Here is a 23,620-nt window from a genome sequence, read left to right as displayed (position 1 = left end):
TTATATTTAAAATATTATTTTTTATGACTAAAGTAATTATCATATAAAACTTTTAATTTATCAACGGTCGTTTGTAAATTATAATCACTATTATCTAAAATAACTGCATCTTCAACAATTACTAGTTGACCAGTACTACGAGTTTTATCAACATTATCACGAATTACCATATCATTATATACTTGCTCTTGTGTAATATTAATACCCTCTTTAATATATTGTTTATATCTTCTTTCACTACGAGCATGTAAACTAGAAGTTAAAAAAATCTTTAATTGAGCATCAGGTAAAACAACACTACTAATATCTCTGCCAACGACAATAAAGCCTTGACTTCTAACCATTTCTTGAATTCTAGCAACCATAACTTTTCTAACTTCAGATAATGAAGCAATTAATGGTACTTTACTAGTAACATTTTTATCATAAATTTCTTCTGTTGGTGGTTGATCATTAAATAAAAAATGACCATTAACTCATCGTATATCAAAAAGTTGTAATGCTGCAAGTATTAAATCTTCACTTTCAAAAGCAATTTTATTTTTTAAACAATAATTAGTAAAACTACGATACATAATTCCTGTATCCATAAATTGATAATCAATTTTTTTAGAAAGCAAATATGCTGCTGCTGATTTACCACTAGCTGCTGGACCATCTATTGCAATATTAATCTTTGGGTACATTGTTTTTCTCCATTCTCTACTTAATAAATAATATTAATGATAATACTAACACGACTATTAAAATTAAACAAATAATGATAATACTAAATACTGTTAAACTTCATTTATAATTATGCTTAATTTTAATTTTTTGTAATTCATCTTGAAAATTATTATGTTCTTGATTAATTTCTTTTAGTCCTTTATTAAGATCACTATTATTTATTTTATACTTTTTATATTTAAATTCTAAATTTTTAACAAAATTTTTGACATCATGAATTTTACTTTCTAAGTCTTTTTGAAATTCATTTATTTTATTATCCATACTATTAATTAGTGTTTGATATTCCAAATTAATATTTATTAATGGCACATCAACTATTTCAAAATCAATATTTTCACTATATTTTTTTAAAATATTATTAATATTTTCTAACATATTTTCCAATATTAATTTATCATTATCATCTAAATGTTGTTCATTATTTTTAATAAAATAATTTTCAAAATTAACTAAATTTAAATCAGAATTTAATTTTTGAAAAATTGGTTCAAAATATGCTTTATCAATTTTTATTAGTTGCTGATAATAATTTTCTATTTTTTGTTCTTGTTCTCAAAGTTTACTATTTTCTTTAATTTCTTTAGTAATTTGTTCACGTAAACTTTTATATTTTTCCATTCTTGTCATTAAAGCACCCACAAATTAATATTTAAAAAATTCCAATATTAGTTTATTTTTAATAGTAATGATAATTTTCTTGATTATAACATAAATATATAAAATCATTATAATATACAAATTTAACTATTGATAATATTGACAATATTTTAAAAAATAATTGTTTTTGCTTAGTTTTCTTTTAAACATTATTAAAATAAAACGGAATTTTACGCTTATTGGTTAACACTTAATTCTTAATAAATAATTTAATTATGATATTTTTAAATGTGATTTTTTCTTTACGGTTATTATATTTAAAACAAAATTCATTTAAATAAGATTGGAGTCATTTTTTTGAAACTCAATGAAATTGGCCGATAAAACCTCTTTTTAATATTGCTCAAAAACTTTCTATTGTATTTGTATGAATACCATTATAAGAAAAATATTTTTTGTGATTAACTTGTTCATGTGGTAAAATTTTATTCATTTTATAATATCCACGATATTCATCAGTAAAAAGAATAGAATTGTTAATATCAACATTTTCTTTAACTATTTTCATTAAATCTTCAGATTTAATACTTTTATTTTTTGCATGAAATAATTTAACATTACCATTTCGTTCAATAATGCCAACAACACACTCTTTACTAGTTCCTCTATCACGTAATGAGTTATTTTTATTATCAACATCATTATATTTACGCGGTTTTCCACCCACATATGTTTCATCCATCTCTAATATTTTTGCTAATAATTTAATCTCATCATTAGCCATTGCCTTTCTAATTTTATGCATCATTTTTCATACAGTTGCTAAACGTAAATTTAAGTCTCTTGAAGCTTGAGATGATGATAAACTTTTTTTAGCATTAGCCATTAATACTATTAAAATAAATCACTTTTGAAGTGATACACGTGTATGATGAAAAATAGTTTGAGCAGTTACACTAAAAGACTTATGACATTTTTTGCATTTATAACGCGACTCTTTTAAAACAGAGTTAACTTTTTCACTAAAACAAAAAAGACATTTTGGTTTGTTATTTCATCTTATTTCTTCTAAAAATTTTATACAAGATTCTTGGTTTGGAAATTTATTTATTATGTCTAAAATATTCATTTTCAATCACCTTTAATTAGATTTTATTTTACTAATATCTAATTAAAGTTTTCAGAAATAATAATGTATATAAGTTATTGCCAATAAACGTAAAATTCCGAAATAAAATATTAGAAAATTTATATTTCTATGCAGACATTATTTTTTTATTGTATTGGATCGGCTACAATTTATTGGACACTAATTATGTAGACAAATAACAATATTTGTTAAAAGAAAGGAAATATAATTATGGCCAATATTACTTCATATACAGATGAATTTAAAAAACAAATAGTAGCTTTATATCAAAGTGGCAAATCAGTATCTTGTCTTGTTAAAGAGTACAATGTTACAAGAGCAGTTGCATATAAATGAATTAAGCAATTTACTAATTCGGGAAGTTTTAAAACTAAAGATAATCTTTCTGATTTAGAAAAACAATTAATTCAAATGAATAAAGAATTAAAACAATTACGAATGGAAAATGATATTTTAAAGCAAGCAGCACTAATAATAGGCAGAAAGTAGAGATTATTGCAAATAATAAATGAAAATATAAGATTCGCCCAATGTGTCGTTTTTTAAAAATTTCTAAATCAACATATTATTTTAATTTAAAGAAAAAAGAAGATAAAATCAAAAATAATATTTATGATCAAGCTGTTATTAGTGCTTTTAAAGAAAACAAATGTGTTTATGGAACAAGAAGATTAAAAGTCATACTAGAAAAACAAGAAATTTATTTATCAAGAAGAAAAATTAAAAAAATTATGGATAAACATAATTTAATGTCAAAATACACTAAATTATCATTTAAAAATCATCGTAATAAAGTAAATAATGAACAAATCACTAATATTGTTAATAGAAACTTTAATAATAGAATTAAAAATGAGGTGATTGTCAGTGATCTTAGTTATGTTGAAGTTAATGGTAAATGAAACTATATTTGCTTATTAATAGACCTATTTAACCGCGAAATTGTTGGACATAGTGTAGTACTAAAAAAGATGCATCATTGGTATATCAAGCATTTATGCAATCAAATCGCTGTTTAAAAGATATGCAAATATTTCATAGCGATCGAGGTAACGAATTTAATAATAAAATTATTAACAAACTTTTATTAGCATTCAATATTACCCGCTCTTTAAGTAAAAAAGGTTGTCCTTATGACAATGCTGTTGCTGAAGCAACTTTTAAAACTTTCAAGACTGAATTTATTAATGACAAAAAATTTACATCATTAATACAGTTAAAATTAGAATTATTTGATTATATCAATTGATATAACAATATAAGAATCCACAGCACTTTAAACTACTTAACTCCCATTAAATATCAAGAAAAAATGTCTACCAAAAAATAGTCCTAAAAAGGGTTGCCATTTCATATATTCATTTTTTTAATTATAGACTTAAATTAAGATTTACACAAAATATTTTTATCTAATATCACTTTCACATTATTATAAAGCTCTTGCTATTATCGATATTAAAAATAAAAATATATTACATTAGGTAAATCTTAATCTTAAAATAAACTAAAAATAGTAATTTATTTTAGTAACAAAGGAGAATAAAATATACAAAAAACTACATTTTCTTTAGGACATTTAAAAATTGAACATACAACAACTACTGGAAATGCTGACATTAATATTATTAATGTACAAGATAACGTTGATCCTATTAGTGTGCAATCTAACTTAAACACTATGGTTCCATATATTAACCAAATATTAGAAGCTTTACCAGATACAGAAAAAGTTGCATTTTTAAAAGATGAAAAATATCGAAATGGAACATTCGTATTAGTAACAAGTGTTGGTATAACACCGATTGTACCAGAATATTTACTTACTAGACTTCAAGAAACAACTCCAAAAGCATATGTATTAGCACAAGGTCAACAATGAGGATGATCAATTGCTAATCAAACAGATGTTTCTATTAATGATTTAATAAATCAATTTAAAGAACATACACAAAAATGTTTAAATGAATATATATGTTCAGGAGATACACTAGACTATAAAATGGATTTGATTTACAAAGTTGTAGCAACCGTACCTAATGCACCACAAGTAATTGCTAGTTCATCAGTTAAATTCCACTTTACTGTTAAAGCAGTTAAAAAATCATAATTAAATAACGGACTTCTCTCCACAAGTACTTGTGGGGAGAAGTCCGTTATTTAATTAATTTTTTTCAATATTTGTATTTTGATTGAAATTATTTTAATTTAGTAGTAAGATAAATTTACAATTGTATATAATTACTTATTAACTATTTCTTAAATTCTATATAAGAAATAGTTAATAAGTAATTATATCCTCCGTTTTTGTTACTGTCCCCTAATTTATCATTTGAGCAGTACTATTACCAGAAAGAGCAACAATAAAAGTAATATTTTTACCTAAAAGTTTAGTTATTTTTAATAAATATTTGTTTTCTCTAATAGCAGCAGTTTCTTCAAAAATAGATATTGTACTACTATTAGATATACTAGAAAAATCACCATTTGAACCCAATAAACTTATTGCACTGTCATCAGACATTCTACGAATATTAGGATTTTGATTATCTATAAATAAAGGAGACATTTTAAACACTTCTTTCATATATCATAATAATTTTCTTAAGTTGCTACTTTTTATTTTAAAAAAGTAGCAACCAGTAATATAATTATTACGTGAAACTACTTCTTTTAGTCGCATATATTATTTAACCTAAAAAGGTATGAAAAAATAATAGCATGTGTTTTATAACTTGTCTATATTTTTTTAATTTTTTTAATACAAAATTAGTTATAAAATTAATTTTTATTATTAATTTTTATCTTTTCAAAAAGGAACTAAAATTTATTAACTAACTATTAGTAGTAAAAATAAAAGTTAAACCTTCATATTTATTACCAAAAGCAATATCCTTTGAATTTTTACCCTCTAATCCAATTTTTATATAATCATAATATTTATCACCAAATTTTTTATTGCCAGTAATAGCAATAACATTATTATAGGCACCAGCATTTAACAAATATGGTTTAAAATTATCAAAAGTTAAACCAGTAACTGGTTTTTTTGGAATAAAATTTAACAATGGAACTAAAATATTACCAAGTAAAGGGTTTTTCACTTCTTCAGAAGGAATTCACTCTTGAAATGATCTTCAAAAATTATTAGCTTTATCTGAATCATTTCTTAAATATTGCTCATCTTTTCGTTTAAAAGTAGCACCAGCAGTAACTAAGTCATTATAAAATCCACCACTATCCTTTTTATTAATTGATAAATATTGTGTTCCATTGACTAATGGTTCTAATTTTTCATTTATATAATCTTGTAATGGACTAAAATTAGCATCAAAACTACAATCTTTTACTGCAGAATTATTATAAACAGCTAAATGAATTTTAATATTAGTAGTACTAATTTTTTTTATTTCATCTTGACCATTAGTAATTTCATAAGTAATATTACTAAAATCTTCTGGAGCAGTATTAAACAAGTTACTAATATTTTCTTCAATTAATTTTTTAAAATCAGAAACATGAGTTTTATTTTCGGGTTTTAAAAAATTAGTAAAATTGGGATAAGTATTATTAGCAATTAAATTTTCAGCATCTTCTAATAATTGCTGATAATCAACTGATGAATTCTGAAAAACATCACATGCACTAATATTAATAGTAGTAATACTAGTAAATGCAAAAACACTTATAATTTTTAATAATTTTTTCATAATAAACTTCCTTAGATAATCACTACTTTTTTAGTATTATCTTCATATTTTTCTTTTTTGTATTAATAATTCTATTTTTAATTTGTGAAATTTCATCGCGGTCAGTTATTTCATAAAATAAATGATAATAAATATATTTCAACTCACTAACTTTAATATTTTGTTTTTCAACAAATATTAGAAATTGATAAATTTCATGTAAAAGTTCAAATATTTTATTTTTTTCTTCATTAGTTAATACTTTTTGTTTTAATTCATTTCGAATAATTAATGGTGCTTCTTTAACAAATAGAAAATCATTAATGATATTTTTATAATCTCAATTATAAAATATTTTAAAATCATCAACTTTAGTTTTAACATTTTTAATATTATTTAAAATAGTTTTAACATCATTTTTAACTAAACTTTGAATGAACACTGCTAATATTAATGCTAAAGAACTAGCGGGAATAAAGTACTTTAAAACTTGATCAATGTTAATAGCACCCTTAGTAAAATTTAAAATTGAATTTTTTACAATTAAATATAAAACTTCAAAACCTAAAATAATAAATAATGATCGTTTTTCTATATCTTTTCATCAAGGATTACCAAGAATCTGATTTTTTTCTTCTAATATTTTTTCTAAAACAATATAAATAATAAAATAACAAAATCAATAAATTAAAACAAATAATGTGGTAAAAACATTAGTAAAACAAAAAATATAAGTAATGTTTCTAGCGACATTTAATACTAATAAAGCTTTAAAAATAAAAAAATTATTTTCAAAATTTGAAATTACCTTATATTTATTTTCAATATATTTTTTCATTCAACATTTGATTTGAATAAATATTAAAGTATTGCTTGCAATACAACTACTAAAAATAGCAATATATAAATAAGTTTTTAAAGTAATAATAGTTTCATCAGTAATACTAGCATTATTAAAAAAATCAAATGTTAAAATTTTATTAAAAATACTACTTTTAACTTCTCATAAAATTGCACAAATAATCAAACAAGTTGTTAATAACATTCATAAGATTGTTTGCATTAAGTATTTATTGTTAAATCATTTTCAACTTGATTTTAATAATTGATAGTTATTCATAATTTTATCTACCTTATTTTTAAATTATTGTAAAGTAATTTATATATAATTATTATGATAATAAATATAAGTTATTAACTCACATTTGTGCTTGCGTTAAATTTAAAATATCTTTACTAATCATTGCTAATAATTTATTAATAAACTTTTCAAGATTAGTAGTAGTGGGTAAAACCATCAATTTACCTTTTCCATCATTATAAGAATTTTTTCCTAATTCATATTTTCAACTTAATGTTAATTGTTCATTTTCTATATGAATAACTGGTAAATCCTTATTTCCTAAACTATAAGCAAATTCATTAAGTAGATTCATTACTTTTGGTTCTAAAATTAATCTTAATTTAATTTGATTATCACATTTTACTTCAAATAAATCTTCAAATAAATTTGATTCTAATTGAACTTTCTTTTTACTACGAAATTTTTTTGAAAATATATTACGTGGTGTTAATGTCATTGTAAAATTATTATTCCTAATAATAGTTGTATAATAAACAAAACGTGTATAATAGCAAGTAATTTTTTCTGTTTCAATAACTTGAGCAGCACTATTATATCCAGAACTTGTCTCATACATGACTTTTTGGTTAATAATACTTCCATAGTTAAAATTTTGACCATTAATACTTCCTATCATTACTTGTTCGCAATAATTATAATAATTAGGTTCTTCATCTAAAGGTAAATTACCTTGTGGTTCAATTGTTCAATAATCACTAATAGTTGTTAAATTCATTTGTGAATTATTATCTTTAATAACTCATTGATAATAGTTAATAATTGGTAATTCTTCTATTAATTTTTCATGAATTTTATTTTTTAATACAAAACTCTGTACTAATAAAAAACATCCAACAATGAATCCAATAATACTAATAATGGTAAATGGTTTTTTAATAAATGATGATTTGTTAATACCAATACTAGCAGCAATAGCAACTAAAGCAATAATGGTAGTAATAATTCATAAACTAATTCATAAACGATTATTTATTAATTTAATTCATCAATGATTACTACTATTATTATAGTCAGTATGAATATTATTAACAATCTCATTTACAACCTTTGGCAATAAATTTTGTTTCATAATTATTCCATTCTTTTTTAATTCTTAATATAGTTTATAACTAATTTTGTTTTATAAAATAGAAAAAGACTAACTATAGATATAATAATCTATTTAGAAGTCTAAAAACCCTACTATTATAAAACTAATTACATTATAACATATATATTATTAGTTTTTTTCTAAAAAATCATTAATTTCAGTAATATTAACAGGTGCATTTTGTGGAGGTTTACCTGCATTACCACCATGCATATATTTTGCAGGAACTGCTACCATAAAAACTTTAGGGTCAATTCGAACTATTTTTGTTTTAAAAAAATTATATTCTAATAATGACATCGTTGTCATCATCATTTTATATTCATTACCTGAATACAAACCTTTCACATTTCAAACATTACCACCACGTAAATAATTATTTCGATAAATATCATTACGGATTTGTTCCAATTCATTAGAAATAATAAAGACACTCATCAACATATATTTTGGATAAACTCTATTCATAACAAAGGCTGCTACATAAATATAAACAAGCGTTGACATAAAGTAAGGCTTAACTAAAAAATTATCAACAAGACTAGTTTTCTGTAAAAAAGTTCCATCAAGAATTAAAACAATAACAACAATAATAATATTAGTATTTCTAATAATAGTAGCAATTGAATATTTACGTTTCATAGAAATATAAGTACTAATAAAATCCATACCACCACTAGATCCACCAGTTTTAAATAAAATACCAATACCAGCACCATAAATTAATCCACCTAAAGCAGCAAAAATAAAAGTACGTGGTAAAACTAAGTGCCAATAATCTGTAGTACCTTTTAACGGCTCATTACCTAAAACTTGAAAATTTTTAAGAGCATCAATTGTTGTTAACAAAAAGTTAATTACATTTTGAAATAACAAATAAATAATAGTATAAAGAGTAAAACGAAATCCAACCTTGAATAATCCTCAAATAATGATAGGACCATTAATAAGAAAATATACTGGATAAAATCAAAATGCTTGTGTTGTTTCTTGCTCAGTAATACCGCCGTTATAAGATAAAGCAATAAATTTAGCTATTAATTGCGCAAAAGCTGATAAACCATTAGTATATAAGCCAGCACGATTAATAAAATAAAAAAATGAAACAGTTGTTAAAAAAGCACCAATAAAAATTAACAATAAATTTTTGGAAGTTATTTTTCAATTAAAGTTTTTTCATGAAGAATGGATCTCTTGCTTAACACCAATATTTTTAAAAGTAAAAGCATCAACGATTAATGGTGGCTCTTTATCTTTATTTTTTGCTTCTGAATTATTGGACATATTAAACTCCTTTTAACTATTAAATTGAAGTATTGTTGGAACATAATTATTATCATCATAAGGCGAAGATAAAGACATGTCAATTAATGAATCTTGAAAACTAATCACAAAATTAAGTTTAAGTTCTAATTTATTAGGACCTGAACTTATAACTTTTTGACCATCAATTCCTTTAATATTAATATTAACAGAATTAACAGAAGGATTATTCTTTAATGCTAAACTTATTCCTTCTTGAACTAAAGTTTTAGTTTTTTGAGAAAAATCAGCATATGTTTTATCAATAACAGGTTTACTTTCTTCATCAACACTAATTGGTACTATTTGTCCTGATAATTTAGTAACATCACTAACACAACTATAAACTATGTAATCGCTTTGTGTATAAAAACATTTTATATTAAAAGTTTTTTTTATGTATTGCTCAACTTTAAAACTTTTATCATTATTTACTACTCCAACTTGATAAGTAATATTAATACTAATTCTACCAGTTGAAGCATAAACATCTCAAGTTCTTGCTTTTGTTGATTCATCTATTTTACCATTATCAATAGTAAAATAATAACATTTAGTACCTACTTCTAATTGACTATCAAATCAAGTTGGCTCTTTAATATTTGTTTTATCTAAAATTAATTTGGCAAGTGATTGTGAAAAACTGTTTTCTAAAGCTTCATTTTCAATAACTTGTTCTTTTTCAGGTCTTTGACCATCAATAGGAACACCTATTGGTTTTTTAATACCAACTTTTGATAAAGTTGATTCTCAACCATTATAATTACCATTACCATTAGTAATTGCTTTTAAAATACTATCTTGTTGTTGATCAGAACAAGCTAAAACTGGTGTTACTATTCCACTACCAAAAGTAATAGTACCTATTAATGTTAAAATTTTTTTCATAATTATAATCATTCCTTAATTTATAAAATATCATATATAAATTGTAACTTATTTTTATTATTTTGCTATACACTATCTTCAAAATCTTTATAATTAATATTAGTTTATATTAAAGGAATTGATAATATGTTTAAAATTTTATATACACTAGTTACTATTTCACTAACTACTTTTACTAATTTAAACCAAGTGAAAATAAATAATTATCATCATAAAGAAATAAAAACAGAAAATACTATCCTAAATGAACAAAGTTTAACTTTAGCTTTTGAAAGTGGAAATTTTTATAATTGAAATGAAAATGATTCAACTAATTCTATTGCTGGTATTTTTACAAATTCACAAGCACAATCTTATTTATTAAATAAGGATGGTACATATGATAATCTAGACTTACAAATTAGTAATTTTATTAGATTTAATGATAACTTGGGAATTGCTACTTTAAATAATTTTCATAAAAGTGATGATAGTAATTTTATTAATAGTTCATTTTTAATGACTAAAAATGGTATTAGTGATGATGCTACTGCCATTGAAACTCCAAATCATACTTTCACTAACTTTGGTAATAATATCGTTAGTACCGATATTGGTGCTGATTTAATTAACACGGATGGAAAAGTAACTAACTTCGTTACTCCATATCATTATGGAAAAGGTAAAACTAGTTTTACTGCTATAAATTCTACTTTTGGCATTTTTGTTGGTGGTGATCAAAATTCTTATATTCTAAAAGATGATGGTAATATAAAGCCAATTAATATTAACGCTCCTAATCCAATACTATTAAATTCTTTTGTTGCCATTAATGATAATGGTGGCATTATTCGTGATGTTAATGGTCAATTATTTTATTTAACAATAGATGATAATGGCAATGCCACAACAAAACCATTAATTTTCAATAAGACACCACTGTTTAGTACTACTACTGTTTTTTTTAGTAAGACCGGTAACAATCAAGGAGTTTTAAATGTAAATATTAAAAATAGTTCCAAATTTTTTGGACAACCCTATAAGTTAAGCATTACTGATAGTAATGATATTAAACTTACAAAAATTAATGAACATTATATGAATAATTTCATTTTACTTCATGATGGTTTATGTGTTTTTATTGATGAACAAGAAATTGGCTATTTTGTAGATGAATTAGGTACTTTTACTAAAATTGGTTATTGTGCCAATTTCCAAAGAATAAATGATAATCTTGGTTTTATTGATAATAATACAAGTAAATTATTACTAAGTGATAGTAAAAATAATAATTGAAGTCGAATTAATACTATTAAATTTACTAAAACTAAAAATGAACAATTGATTAATTTTATTAATTCATATATTGATAAAGACAAACCCACTGCAGTTAATCGTACTAATAATTGAATTAGTAATAATAATCTAATTTTAAATGTAACTAATGACGAATTAAAAGATATTACTATTAATGATGATCAACCATTATTACCAAATATAAATAATAGTATTACGACAATTATTAATAGTAATTCTGAAATTAATATTAAATTTAAAGATGAAATAATAACTTACCATGTATTAATATATAATCAAAATATTTTGCCAACATTAGATAATAGTACCAATACTAATATTAAATATGTAGGAATAGTAAATAATAATTTATATGATATTAATAGTACTAACAATAATGATGGTTTTACAATTAATTTTAACTATGATAATAGTATCCAATTTGTAAATATTATTACTATTGATAGTACTACTATGAATAAAATGAATTTATGAACATTAAAACCAAAAACTACTTTTAAATTAAATGCCAAAAGCAATAATGATGTATATTTATTACAAACTGTTAATTGAAATAATATTAGCAACTGACAATATTTTACTATTTATCATGGTAATAATTTACCTATTGTTGAATTTTGAAATACTGCTGCTGGTATAAAATTGTGAAATGCCGCTTTAAAACTTAATTATACTTCTAAGGAATTAGAAAATATGAATGCAAAAGAAATAAATAATATATGAAATTTATCAGTTAATTGAACAATTAATGAAGTACGTGGTAATACTTTGGGTTATATTATTTCTGGTTTTCTTATTATTGGTTTTATTTTAGCTATTATTGCTATTATTTATGATTGATACTTAAAACAACAATTTAAAAAAAAGAAATCGGCATCAGTCACTTAAGTTTACCAATTAATATTTTCAATCTGTAATATAATTAAAAATAATTAATACAGAAGGAGAAATTATGAATTATAAAGTTTATTCAAAAGAAACAAAATTAGCCATTGTTAATGAGTATTTAGTTGATAAAAAACTAAAAATACATGAAATTCAAGTCAAATATAAATTATCAACTCCAGTATTAATTTATAATTGGGTTAACCAATATCAAATTAAAGGTGAAAATGCATTCACCAAAATTTCTAAATCCCAAACTTCTCACAGGATCGATAAGAAAGATATTGAAATTAAACTATTAAACAAAGAAATTGATAAACTTAGAAAACAAGCTTTAAAAGATGAGGTTGAAAAAGAACTTTTAAAGGAGCAATTAGCCTGTGAAAAGAAATTAACAAGGGGAAAAAATAGTAAATTATTAAAATATAAGTGTTTTTTAATAGTAGAAAAATATAAGCAAAAAGGTCATCAATTAAATAAAATTATTGTTTACATAGCTATTAGCAAAACAGCATACTATTTATGAGTAAAAAAAGGTAAAAAGCAATATCAATCAAAAATTAATGATAATTTGATACAAGCAATAAACAAAATAGTTCTCATTAAAAATGAAAAAAAGTACATTAATATGACTAGTTTTGAAAAAGTAAGATTAGAGTTAAAAATAAAAAATAAAGGTCTTAAATGCAGTAAAACAAGCATAAAACAAATATTAAAAGATAATAATATTAAATTATTATTAGAACCTAAATCAACAAATAGAGTAGTAGAAAATAGTGATTTAAAAAATAATAAAGATTTATTAAAACGTAATTTTTCAAGTAATAACTTTCTTGAAAAAGTTGGTATGGATGGCACATGATTTAAAAATATAATTATTGGTGATAAAAAAACAAAATTATTAGTTGTTTTTGCTACTGATATGTACAGTAATTCAATTGTTGGCTGAAAAATAAACAAAAATGAAAATGCCAAAACTGTGTTAAATGTGGTTAATCAAATAGAATTAGCGAGTGCTAAACAATGTAATTTTACGACTATTCAATCAGATTTAGGTTCTGCTAATACAAGCGAAATTGTTAGTAAAGTTTTTAATACAAGTACTAATCTAATTCACTCAAAAAGTCTATCAGGTTTTAAAGGTAATCAAGTTAGTGAATGTTTAAATCGTTGAATTAAAAGAGATTTTAAAATGATGTTTGGTAGCACTTTTGAAAGTATGGAAAGTTTTAATAAAAATATTAGAAAAATTTGTTAGATATTGAAACAATGATAGAATAGTTATTAGATTGAAAATGCCTCCAAATCAATTTGTACAGATTTGAAGACAAGAAAGTAAACTTATCTAACCAATGCCATTTTTAAAGATGCAAAAATTCCAAAATGAATACCTGAACAAAAACATAAAGTATTAGATAATCAAAAATTAAATATATGTGCAGATGATGCTTATATAACTTGTTGAGATGAAAATGGTTTAAAACAGCAATATTGTTGTAAACTTTTAACTTTTAATCTTGGCAGAAAAAAATTTATTCATATAGAAATAAATTAGAAAAGAAAATAACTTCATTTATGTTATTTAAAACTAATGATGCGCCAAAACAAGAAGAATTACATAATTTTACAATGCAAACTATTAATAATAATTATGATATTAAATTAAATATATTTGCTATTAATTGAGAATATAATAATTATAATTTAGTAGTTGCTGGTGATTGTGCATTATGAATTAGAGCAATGGCTAGTTGATTGGGTTGTTATTATATTTTAGATAAATATCATGCTTATAGTTATTTATGAAAATCTTTTGTTAATGTTCGTGGTAAACATCAAAAGAAAGCACTTGATTGAACAAAATATTTAGATGTAACAACTACTTTTTCAAATGGTAAGTATAATGAATTAATTACTATTTTAGAAAATAATCATAATAAAGTTACTAAAAAAAACTTATAATTATTTTAAAAATAATGAACAAGGAATCATTAATCAAAATGCTGATTGAAATATTGGTTGTAGTGTTGAAAGTGATGTATATCATTTTTTAAAATCTTTAACTAATGGAGCAAAAATATATCATCATCAAACATTAAATAATATGTTAATAGCAAAAGCAAATTATTTAAATGCAAGAAGTTATCTTAATAGTACTTAATAAGTTAAAATTTAATATTTTTAAAAACTAATTTTAAGATTAGTATTTTTGTATTATTTAAGTTATAAAATCATAATTATATTTTTAACTATTTATATATTTTATGATATAATTAAATTAACAAAAAATAGAAATACATCAGTTTATTGTTCTAGTTGTCCCTTTCTATCCATTAATCTCATACGTTCTATTTTGGCATTTTTTCTTAATTTTTCAAAAGTTTTTAATCATTTTGGTAATAATTCATGTTGTAATTTATTTGCATGATTATCACAAAGAAAAAGATTAATGGTTGTAGATTTTAATTCTAATAATATAATATTGCTTCATTTTTTATTACAATTTTTACTTTGACAAATAACATTCATAATATAAAATATTTTTTAAATATTTCAATTTATTTACAACTTTTAATGATTTTCCTTTAATTTTCATAATTTACTCCTTTTTTCCTAAATTTTATTATTTAATTGTACTTAATTTATGTTATTTTTACAAGTATGCTTTTAAACACAAAATTAACGCCTAAATTAAAGGCATTTATTTTGTGATACCTATACTATTAATTGAATATTACTTGCTTATTATATTGCAAATATGGAAGTACTTTTTTTCGCAATACCATTATTTTATTCATAATTACATTATTATGTGGATTATTGTGGATAAAATAAATTATTAATGTTATTTACCAAATTTTAACACTTTAAATTTATGCAATTTAAAATTAATAATTGGTGTAGAAACAGATTAGGAGAATTAAATATGAGTTTTAATTATAAATGAAATTTTAGAGAACAAAATGCAAAAATTGATAAATTAGTTTTAGAACATATAACAAAGAAATTAGAAAAACGAGATTGAAGAATATTTAAAACAAGAGATAAAAAGAAATATAAAATCGTTGATTATCAATATCGAAGAAGAAAAATAATGTATGGATTAGTAACTTATAAAAGAAGAATTTATGAATATTTTGATGAAAAATTACAAAAATGAGTTCGTGTTTGTTTAGTTGATGAATGACTAGAATTACCTAAATATAAAAGAATTGGTGAAGATGTTGAACAAACTATTATTGAATATTTTGCTGACGGAAAAAGATACCATGATATTTGTGCTATTTGTAAAAAAGCAGGTATTAGTGTTAGCACTGTTCATAGAGTTTTTAAAAATTTAGAAGTAATTGAAGCAAATCCAATAAAAGTAAAGTTAGAAAAAAATCAACCTATTTTTGTAGCGATTGATGATGGACATCGAAAGTTTTGAGATTTTAAACGTAAAGGTATAAAACACTCTATGAAATTAATAACAACATATACAGATAATATTAATCACAAAGTACAAAATAAAAGAGTAAAAGCAATTATAAGACCAACAAGAACAGCAATTGGAGTTAAAAAAACTGCTGAATTTATTAAAGAACATTGTCAAAAATTTTATGAAAATATTGAACAAGCAAAAATAATTATTTGTAGTGATAGTGCAGGGTGAATTAAAGATGTAGCAGATTATCTTGGTGCTGAGTTTATTTTAGATAAATTCCATTTAATTAGAACATTATATCTTGGAATAATGGCTGGAAATAAAGGAAAGTATGTAAAAGAATATAATCATTGTAAAAATTTAATTAATAATGGTCAATATGAACAATTAATTGACTATTTATATAACCAATTAGATAATCATAAAAAGTTAAAAAAACAGTATTTTAAAAATAATAAAAAAGGTATTGTTAATCAAAGTGCGAAATGAAATATTGGTTGTTTTACTGAAACAAATATTTGACATGTTTTAAAAGAAATGATTATTAATAGAACATATAGTATTTTTAAATGTAATCAAATAAATTTAAAAACATAACTTTATTTATTTTGAAATAAAAAATTAAAAATTCTTATTAAATTAAAAGTTAATAAGAATTTTTGTTATATATTTATATTAATTAAATTATTAAAATGTTTTTATAATTTATAAAATTGAGTATTTTAATTGTAATATTTTTAAAATAGTAGTAAGATAAATTTATAATTACATAAAATGCCAAATTATTTCTTGTCTAAGCATAATAAGACTATATATGAACTAATTTATTCCGAATTTTTGACAACCGCCCCTTTATATTTTACTTCTAAGTTTTTATAAAAATCATTTATTATCTGAAAAAGATTTTTTTTACTAATAATTTCCTCAGGAAATAACTCTTTTAATAAGTCAGTCGCTTTAATTCTGTAATATTTAAATCTTTTTTTCATTATACTCTGATTTCATTTTTTTCCTACTTTCTTCAATTTCATTTATTTTACACTAGTAATTAATTGATATCATTATAATATACTTAATTAAATCTACTAAAATTTAATAATTTTTCTATATTAAGTATGGATTATAGTTTGATTATCTTCCTTAATACAATCATGAATTTTAACATCATAACTATTAAATAAATTTTCATAATCAACATTAAAGGGCACTAGTAATTGGTTTTTACTAGAAAAACGAGTAATTAATAAGTGCAAATAATGATGATCATTATTAGCACTTAAAGTTTGTTCATAATAAGCAAACCGTTCTTTATACTTAAATTGAATTGCTAATACTTTAAAATTATGTGATAAATAATTACGAACATCTTTAATATACTCTAACTGTTCTAATAAAATTTTACTATCATTAAATTCTTTGATACCAAAATAATGAGCAATCTTAGCGATACTTTTATCATTTAAAGTTTGTAATAATTTCATTGTTCATTCAAATGACATAACTTCTATTAAACTGCGTATTGTTCGTGATTTTAAAACACCACTTCTATTATATTTATTATAACCAGCACGAATCAAACGTAAAGCTGTTTTCATTTGAGCTAGGTGTTCTGGATTAAGAAAAGTAGCATTACCTAAATTTTGAACATTATCATTAAAAAGTTGATGTAATAAAACATTTTTTAAAGAATTTTCAATCATTAAAATATGTTTTAAATACAATAAACGTAAATCAATGTTTAATAAAAATAAATCTTTAAGTTGATGTTGAGGATAATTACGTTTTAATAATTCTAAATATTTTTCTTCAACAATATTTTCTGCAAATCATTCTTCATTTAATAACATGTAATTCACTCCTTAAATAAACTAACCTCTAATTTTATAAATACCAACGCGAATAGAAGAATTTTCAGATTCTTTTGTTTCACTTTTAATATCTACTTCTTCTTTTTTTCTTCGTAACAACTCTTGTTCAATAAAGTCATCAACATTCATATTGGTAGTTTGATAAGTAGCAGTTCAATCAAACGTTTTATTAGTAAAGTTATTTTTAGGTTTATTACTATCTTTAAAAAATTCTTGTACTTCTTGATTCATAAATGCTTTTTGCTTACGTTTACGTGAAAATAAATTAGTAAAAAATTTCTTAAAATTAAAAATTGATCAAAACTGACGAAAATTAATAGTCATTGCTAAACCAAAAATTAAAATTGACGAATACAATAATGAATAACCGATAACTCGTAATACAAAACTATAATCTGTGAAATTATATGTTGGTGGATATTTATCAAAGAAATAAAGACAACCAAATAATGTTACTGCTAAAATTGGAATAATTAACACTAAAGTATTTTGAATAATAAAACGTAAATCACTATTATACGTCAAATGTTTTCAAACATAAACTCAGATTGAAATTAAACGATAAACTCAACCAATACAACTTGATAGAAGAATCATATATAAACTTAATGATAAATATTGATAACTTTGATGTTTTCAGCCTAAATTTGATAGTATTCAACCTAAAATAACACCTAAAATAAGATTTATCATTGATTGAATATATGAACCTCAAATTGTTTCTTTGTGTTTTACAGTAGCATTTACAATAACTTTTCCTGGTTCAGTTGCCACTTGAATTGTATTTTTTAAAGATAAAAGTAAAATAAATCATGGTTGTGACAAAAATAAATTAATAAAAAGATTTTTTGAAGAATCAAAATTACCATCAGAGTTATTAATATTTGTAATACTTAAAGCAGACACTAAATATTGAGTAATAATAAATTGATTAATAAATAAGAAACCAGCAATCATATAAGCATATAACTCAAATTTAGTATACACAGTTCATCTAATTCGTCCACTTTTGGCAATTCAATATCCAAAAACTTCACGAAAAGAACTAATTAAAATTAAAGCAATAGAGCGCATTGTTGTGGCAATAATAATATAAATAGTGTAAATTGATGTTGTTGTCAGTGATAAAAATAAAGTAATTAAAATAATATCAATGTTAGAAATAATCATGTCAGGTAAACGATTCAGGGCTACTCATCACGATTGTTCTAGCATTCTTTTTTGTTGTGTTCATTTTTTATGTTGTAATCACGGATATTCAATTTTAATAACAATAAAAGTAACAAATGCTTTTAATACACCACAAACAAAATAAGCAAAAAAAGGAATATACATATCTATTGGTTTACCATCAGACTTTCTAATAACTAATAATGTCATTAGTAAAATATACATAATAATCTCTGAAAAAATAAAAATTAAACGATTTAAATAACCTTTTTGATCAGCTTGAATTAAATTTTGATAAGCACCACTAAAATAAAAAAAGATTAATTCACGTGATCCTAAAGAAATAATAATAAGTGCTACTTGTCAAAAAGGAATTTCCATATCTAAACCAATTTCTGGTAAATGAACACTAGCTAATCCTAAAATAAAACCAGCACTAACAAGAATAATTAAATATATTCTTCCTGAATGATGATAATTTTTTCTTGTCGTATTAATAATATCGTTGACAGTTTCATAATCATCATTTTGTAAAGGACGATATAAAGAAAAAATGGTAATTAAACCAAGTCCTCCTTCTGTCAAACTAAGGTAAGTCAAAAAAGAAATAATAACACGAATTAAACCATTAATTTTTTCACCATATGCTAAACCTGTAACATAAAGAAAAGTTAACTGTAAAATAGAGATAACAATTGTCATGATAACACCAACAATTGTATTAAAAATACCTTTTTTAGTTGTCATTACTTCACCCAATCTATATAAATAAAACTAATTTTGTTTTTTACTTAAATATGTTAACAACCCAAAATTAAAAGTTCAATATTATTAATCACTATTAAAAATAAAAATGTAATCTATTATATTAGTATAGAGTAATTTTATCATTTTTCTTTTTTAATCTGTTTAATTAAATCTGTTTTTAAATCTTTTATTATAAATTTTTGATCATTCAAATAAGCAAATGGTTCTTCTAAATCATTAAATGACAAATAATAAGCAAATAATGCAATTTTATTAGGGGTAACTATTGTTGACCGATACTTAGTATCACCAACAATTGGTAAATTTAAAAATTGTAAAGTACTACGAATTTGATGTTTTCTACCAGTAACCAATTGACATTCAACTAAAGTAAAGTCTTTGCTATTAAATATTGGTGTAAAGATAGTGCTACAACTTTTACTTTGTTCACTTGGTTCAATTGAAAATTTCATTTTCATTGTTAACTCATCATGAGTAATATAACCAGATATATTTAAATTTTTAGTTAATTGACCAGAACAAATAGCCAAATATTTTTTAATAATTTGAGCATTTTTAGTAGCATTATGAAGTGCGTTTTGTGTCATTTTATTTTTTGGATAAATAATTAAACCCTTAGTTAGTTTATCTAAACGATACTGATGACTAATATTAAACGTTTGCTCACGTTTCTTTTTAGGGTATTTTTGTTGTAAATAATATTTTACCATGTTATCTAAGCAAGAATCATATGGTTGATGGACAACAATATTATGATCTTTATTAACAATTAAAAAATTATCATCTTCATAAAACAATTCAATTGGTGCTTCTTTAGTAATTTTTTCTGGTTTATAGTTAACAACTAAATTGCTTTCATAAATGACTACTAAATCATTTTCTTGTAAGCGATATTTAAAATCAGTAGTAGTTTTATTATTAACTCTGATTTTTTTTGTTCTAAATAAACGATAAATTTTTGACAATGGTAGTGTTTTAAATACTTTTTTTAAATAATTAATTAAAGTTTGATCAGCATCATTGGCAGTAATTGTTAAGGTAGTCATAATTTCTCCTTTTAATTTTTATTAATAAAACCAGAAATAGTTGCAATTAGATTAGAAAAAGCATGTAAACCAATAGTATATGTAGTATTACCCCCTGTCATTATAAATAATAAGGGTAATATAATACTAAATCCTAAATAACCAATAATATTATTTCAATCACCACTATTCATAACATGCATTGATGGGAAATAAATTAATGAAGCAACATATGCTAACCAACGATAACGAACAATGGTAAAAGTACCATGACGATATGATATTTCTTCATTAATTGGAGCAATAAAAATAGTACTAAGAACTAAAACAAAAATGCCATATGGACTATTCATTAATAAATTTAAAACATCTTGATTTTTTGAAGTATTATTATTTGTTAACATATTAAATTGACTAAAATTAGGAATTATGTTGAAAATAACATTTAAAACACTACCAATAACAGCAAAAATGGTAACTCAAGTTATTAAATCTAATTTTGCTTCTTTTAAAGTAGTAATAATTCTCTCAAGTAATGATCTACAAAATATTAATACTAAAATTGATCCTAACAATTGAAATAACTGTTGAATTAAAAATGTAGTAGCAAGCGAAGTTACATCATCATTTTTACCACTAATAACTTTTGTTGCAATAAAAAATAAAAGAACAAATACTACACTAATAAAACCAAATACACTATGACTATAAGCAGCTCACCCACCTTTTTTAATCATAGTTTCTCAATCAATACCAAGCGAAACAACTAAGCCAAAAATTGGCAATAAACTAAAAATAAAAAGACTAAGAAATGAACTTTGACTAGTATCTTTAACAGCATAAGTTTTGATTAAACTATAAAGAATTGGAATTATAATAAAAGATATAAGATAAATTATTGTTAGAGTTCAACTGGCTGTTTTGAAATTAAAATTATTGGTGTCATCACAACTAAGTGATTTTGAAGTAAATTTATCAATAAATGACTGTTTTTGTTCATTTTTTTCTAAATTATTACTATTAATGTTATCAGTTTGGTTTACATTAATTCTACGTATGATATCATTGTTGTGAGAAACATTAATTTGATTAGATTTTTTATTAAACATGTATAAGTACTGCACGAAAACTTTCACCCTTTGTTAGTAAAATTAGTATTTAATATTAATTTTTAGTATAACATATAGTGAGAAATCTTGTAATATAATAAACTTGTAATTTTACATTAATTTATTATATTGTACTGCAATATTTATATGTGAAGAGTTTAAAAAGAAAAGGAGCATAGAAAAGAATGCCTAAATACAAGATTAATATTATCGATTTACCATATAATTATGATGCTTTAGAACCTTATATTTCACAAGAAACAATGAAACATCATTATGAAGAACTTCATAAGAAATATTTAACTTCTTTAAAATTAGTAATGGATAAACATCCGAAAGTTTTTTCTGATTATAATCTTGAAACTAAAGGGGAACTAAATCGTTTATTAAGTAATTATTGTAAATTAGAAGATATATGTGAGGATAAAGAAACTTGTAATGTAAAAAAATTACAAAGTAGCATTCGACAATTTGGTGGGGGAGTAATTAATCATAATCTTTTCTTTTCACTATTGGGGAAAAATAAAGGTTTTAATGAAAAATCAACTATTGGTAAAGCAATCATTAATCGCTTTGAATCTTATGAAAAATTTGAAGCTGCTTTAACAAAAACTGCCATCGATATTTTTGGAAGTGGTTGAGCATGATTAGTAATTGACAATAATGGTACATTAAGACTATACAAAACTTTTAATCAAGACAATCCATGATTCTTGAACATGTACCCATTGATCGCTATTGATGTATGAGAACATGCACATTATCTGCAATATAAAAATGAACAAGAGAAATACTTACAAGCATTATTAAAAGTTATCAATTGAGAACAAGTAAATAATAATTATCAAGAGTATTTAAATGAAAAAACTAAAAAATAAGTAAAAAAAGAACTCAACCGAGTTCTTTTTTATAATATTATTAATATTAATCTAAGCTAAGTTATTTTTTAGAAGAATTTTTGGAAGAAATAGCAGCAATTCTAGTTTTTTTAATTTCTGCTTTTTTTTCTATTTTGATTTTTTCAACATGCTTTTTAAAACCACATCGATTACAATTCAATTGAATATTTTTTGCTTCTAAAAATTCGGCAATTAAAATAACCCTACCACAACGATGACAAGCAAAAGCATTTTCTGGCTTTTGTGCTAAACGAACAGATGCATATGTATCTTTCATAACTTACTCCTAACTCATATAAAATTAAAATAATTATTTTTAGTTTTAATACTATACTTAAAAACTTATCAAAGGTTAATATTAAAAAATGTGTCTAGTTATATATAAAAAAACCTTTAAGTCCAAATAAACTTAACAGGAGTTTAAAAACCAAATACTTAATTAGCCATTATTTTTTAATACTAATTTTATTATAATCATTTTTTTTTAAAAATGTATATTATTATTTATTTATTTTATTTACATCACTAAATTATACTTTTATAAAACAATATTACAATTAAAGTAATAATTCATTTATAATTAA

At 22.5% G+C, this 23,620-nt stretch carries 22 protein-coding genes and 1 pseudogene; 8 read left to right on the top strand and 15 right to left on the bottom strand.

Annotation, left to right across the window (positions count from 1 at the left end):
* Positions 1-14: 14 nt before the first annotated feature.
* The 3 genes from cmk to AAHM85_RS01020 all read right to left on the bottom strand — a co-directional run bounded on the left by cmk (position 15) and on the right by AAHM85_RS01020 (position 2,458).
* Entirely contained in the window at positions 15-686 is a 672-nt protein-coding gene (gene cmk, locus AAHM85_RS01030) for a (d)CMP kinase (RefSeq protein ID WP_342260647.1), read from the bottom strand.
* A 16-nt stretch (positions 687-702) separates the two neighbouring features.
* Positions 703-1,359, bottom strand: a complete 657-nt coding sequence (locus AAHM85_RS01025; RefSeq protein WP_342260646.1) for a hypothetical protein — start codon at positions 1,357-1,359, stop codon at positions 703-705.
* A 220-nt stretch (positions 1,360-1,579) separates the two neighbouring features.
* Positions 1,580-2,458 carry an IS1595 family transposase gene (locus tag AAHM85_RS01020; protein ID WP_342260645.1) on the bottom strand — a complete coding sequence of 293 codons (879 nt, stop codon included), beginning with the start codon at positions 2,456-2,458 and terminating at the stop codon, positions 1,580-1,582.
* Positions 2,459-2,689: 231 nt separating this feature from the next.
* On the opposite strand from AAHM85_RS01020, the pseudogene AAHM85_RS01015 reads away from it, so the two are divergent.
* A pseudogene (locus AAHM85_RS01015) lies at positions 2,690-3,809 on the top strand (IS3 family transposase).
* Positions 3,810-4,157: 348 nt separating this feature from the next.
* Entirely contained in the window at positions 4,158-4,586 is a 429-nt protein-coding gene (locus AAHM85_RS01010; RefSeq protein WP_342260644.1) for a hypothetical protein, read from the top strand.
* A gap of 210 nt (positions 4,587-4,796) precedes the next feature.
* Here the strand turns inward: AAHM85_RS01010 and AAHM85_RS01005 are convergent, their stop codons facing one another.
* From AAHM85_RS01005 to AAHM85_RS00980, 6 genes are all read right to left on the bottom strand, one after another.
* A complete protein-coding gene (locus AAHM85_RS01005; protein ID WP_342260643.1) occupies positions 4,797-5,063 on the bottom strand; it encodes a hypothetical protein in 267 nt (88 codons plus the stop codon).
* 247 nt (positions 5,064-5,310) lie between these two features.
* On the bottom strand, positions 5,311-6,186 hold the full coding sequence (locus AAHM85_RS01000; RefSeq protein WP_342260642.1) for a hypothetical protein: 876 nt from the start codon (positions 6,184-6,186) through the stop codon (positions 5,311-5,313).
* Between the two features lie 22 nt (positions 6,187-6,208).
* Entirely contained in the window at positions 6,209-7,285 is a 1,077-nt protein-coding gene (locus tag AAHM85_RS00995) for a hypothetical protein (protein WP_342260641.1), read from the bottom strand.
* Positions 7,286-7,337: 52 nt separating this feature from the next.
* A complete protein-coding gene (locus AAHM85_RS00990; RefSeq protein WP_342260640.1) occupies positions 7,338-8,378 on the bottom strand; it encodes a DUF3137 domain-containing protein in 1,041 nt (346 codons plus the stop codon).
* Positions 8,379-8,528: 150 nt separating this feature from the next.
* Positions 8,529-9,683: a YitT family protein gene (locus AAHM85_RS00985; protein ID WP_342260639.1), complete on the bottom strand. Its 1,155-nt coding sequence runs from the start codon at positions 9,681-9,683 to the stop codon at positions 8,529-8,531.
* 12 nt (positions 9,684-9,695) lie between these two features.
* Positions 9,696-10,589 (bottom strand): hypothetical protein, encoded by an 894-nt coding sequence (locus tag AAHM85_RS00980; RefSeq protein WP_342260638.1) that lies wholly within the window; start codon positions 10,587-10,589, stop codon positions 9,696-9,698.
* A gap of 126 nt (positions 10,590-10,715) precedes the next feature.
* Between AAHM85_RS00980 and AAHM85_RS00975 the strand changes: the two genes are divergently transcribed.
* From AAHM85_RS00975 to AAHM85_RS00960, 4 genes are all read left to right on the top strand, one after another.
* The gene (locus AAHM85_RS00975; RefSeq protein WP_342260637.1) at positions 10,716-12,773 is read left to right on the top strand and encodes a hypothetical protein; all 2,058 of its coding nucleotides are present in this window, start codon (positions 10,716-10,718) and stop codon (positions 12,771-12,773) included.
* A gap of 64 nt (positions 12,774-12,837) precedes the next feature.
* The gene (locus tag AAHM85_RS00970; RefSeq protein ID WP_342260636.1) at positions 12,838-14,028 is read left to right on the top strand and encodes a hypothetical protein; all 1,191 of its coding nucleotides are present in this window, start codon (positions 12,838-12,840) and stop codon (positions 14,026-14,028) included.
* Positions 13,982-14,119: a hypothetical protein gene (locus AAHM85_RS00965; RefSeq protein ID WP_342260635.1), complete on the top strand. Its 138-nt coding sequence runs from the start codon at positions 13,982-13,984 to the stop codon at positions 14,117-14,119. The genes AAHM85_RS00970 and AAHM85_RS00965 overlap by 47 nt, the downstream gene beginning before the upstream one ends.
* A 226-nt stretch (positions 14,120-14,345) precedes the next feature.
* Complete coding sequence (locus tag AAHM85_RS00960; RefSeq protein WP_342260634.1) at positions 14,346-14,732, top strand: hypothetical protein; 387 nt, start codon at positions 14,346-14,348, stop codon at positions 14,730-14,732.
* 342 nt (positions 14,733-15,074) lie between these two features.
* Here the strand turns inward: AAHM85_RS00960 and AAHM85_RS00955 are convergent, their stop codons facing one another.
* Entirely contained in the window at positions 15,075-15,299 is a 225-nt protein-coding gene (locus AAHM85_RS00955; RefSeq protein ID WP_342260633.1) for a hypothetical protein, read from the bottom strand.
* 397 nt (positions 15,300-15,696) lie between these two features.
* On the opposite strand from AAHM85_RS00955, the gene AAHM85_RS00950 reads away from it, so the two are divergent.
* Entirely contained in the window at positions 15,697-16,794 is a 1,098-nt protein-coding gene (locus tag AAHM85_RS00950; RefSeq protein ID WP_342260632.1) for an Mbov_0401 family ICE element transposase-like protein, read from the top strand.
* 512 nt (positions 16,795-17,306) lie between these two features.
* On the opposite strand, the gene AAHM85_RS00945 is transcribed toward AAHM85_RS00950, so the two are convergent.
* From AAHM85_RS00945 to AAHM85_RS00930, 4 genes are all read right to left on the bottom strand, one after another.
* On the bottom strand, positions 17,307-18,044 hold the full coding sequence (locus tag AAHM85_RS00945) for an Abi family protein (protein ID WP_342260631.1): 738 nt from the start codon (positions 18,042-18,044) through the stop codon (positions 17,307-17,309).
* Between the two features lie 21 nt (positions 18,045-18,065).
* A complete protein-coding gene (locus tag AAHM85_RS00940) occupies positions 18,066-19,982 on the bottom strand; it encodes a hypothetical protein (RefSeq protein WP_342260630.1) in 1,917 nt (638 codons plus the stop codon).
* 137 nt (positions 19,983-20,119) lie between these two features.
* Positions 20,120-21,049, bottom strand: a complete 930-nt coding sequence (locus AAHM85_RS00935; RefSeq protein ID WP_342260629.1) for an RluA family pseudouridine synthase — start codon at positions 21,047-21,049, stop codon at positions 20,120-20,122.
* 11 nt (positions 21,050-21,060) lie between these two features.
* Entirely contained in the window at positions 21,061-22,137 is a 1,077-nt protein-coding gene (locus AAHM85_RS00930) for a type II CAAX endopeptidase family protein (RefSeq protein WP_342260628.1), read from the bottom strand.
* Between the two features lie 185 nt (positions 22,138-22,322).
* On the opposite strand from AAHM85_RS00930, the gene AAHM85_RS00925 reads away from it, so the two are divergent.
* On the top strand, positions 22,323-23,015 hold the full coding sequence (locus tag AAHM85_RS00925) for a superoxide dismutase (RefSeq protein WP_342260627.1): 693 nt from the start codon (positions 22,323-22,325) through the stop codon (positions 23,013-23,015).
* Between the two features lie 61 nt (positions 23,016-23,076).
* Here the strand turns inward: AAHM85_RS00925 and AAHM85_RS00920 are convergent, their stop codons facing one another.
* The gene (locus AAHM85_RS00920) at positions 23,077-23,313 is read right to left on the bottom strand and encodes a hypothetical protein (protein ID WP_286640752.1); all 237 of its coding nucleotides are present in this window, start codon (positions 23,311-23,313) and stop codon (positions 23,077-23,079) included.
* Positions 23,314-23,620: the final 307 nt, after the last annotated feature.

The organism is Spiroplasma endosymbiont of Notiophilus biguttatus, assembly GCF_964030985.1.
Lineage (GTDB): Bacteria > Bacillota_I > Bacilli_A > Mycoplasmatales > VBWQ01 > Spiroplasma_E > Spiroplasma_E ixodetis_A.
The sequence above is the reverse complement of the archived record's forward strand: the minus strand, read 5'-3'. Positions and strand labels throughout refer to the sequence as shown.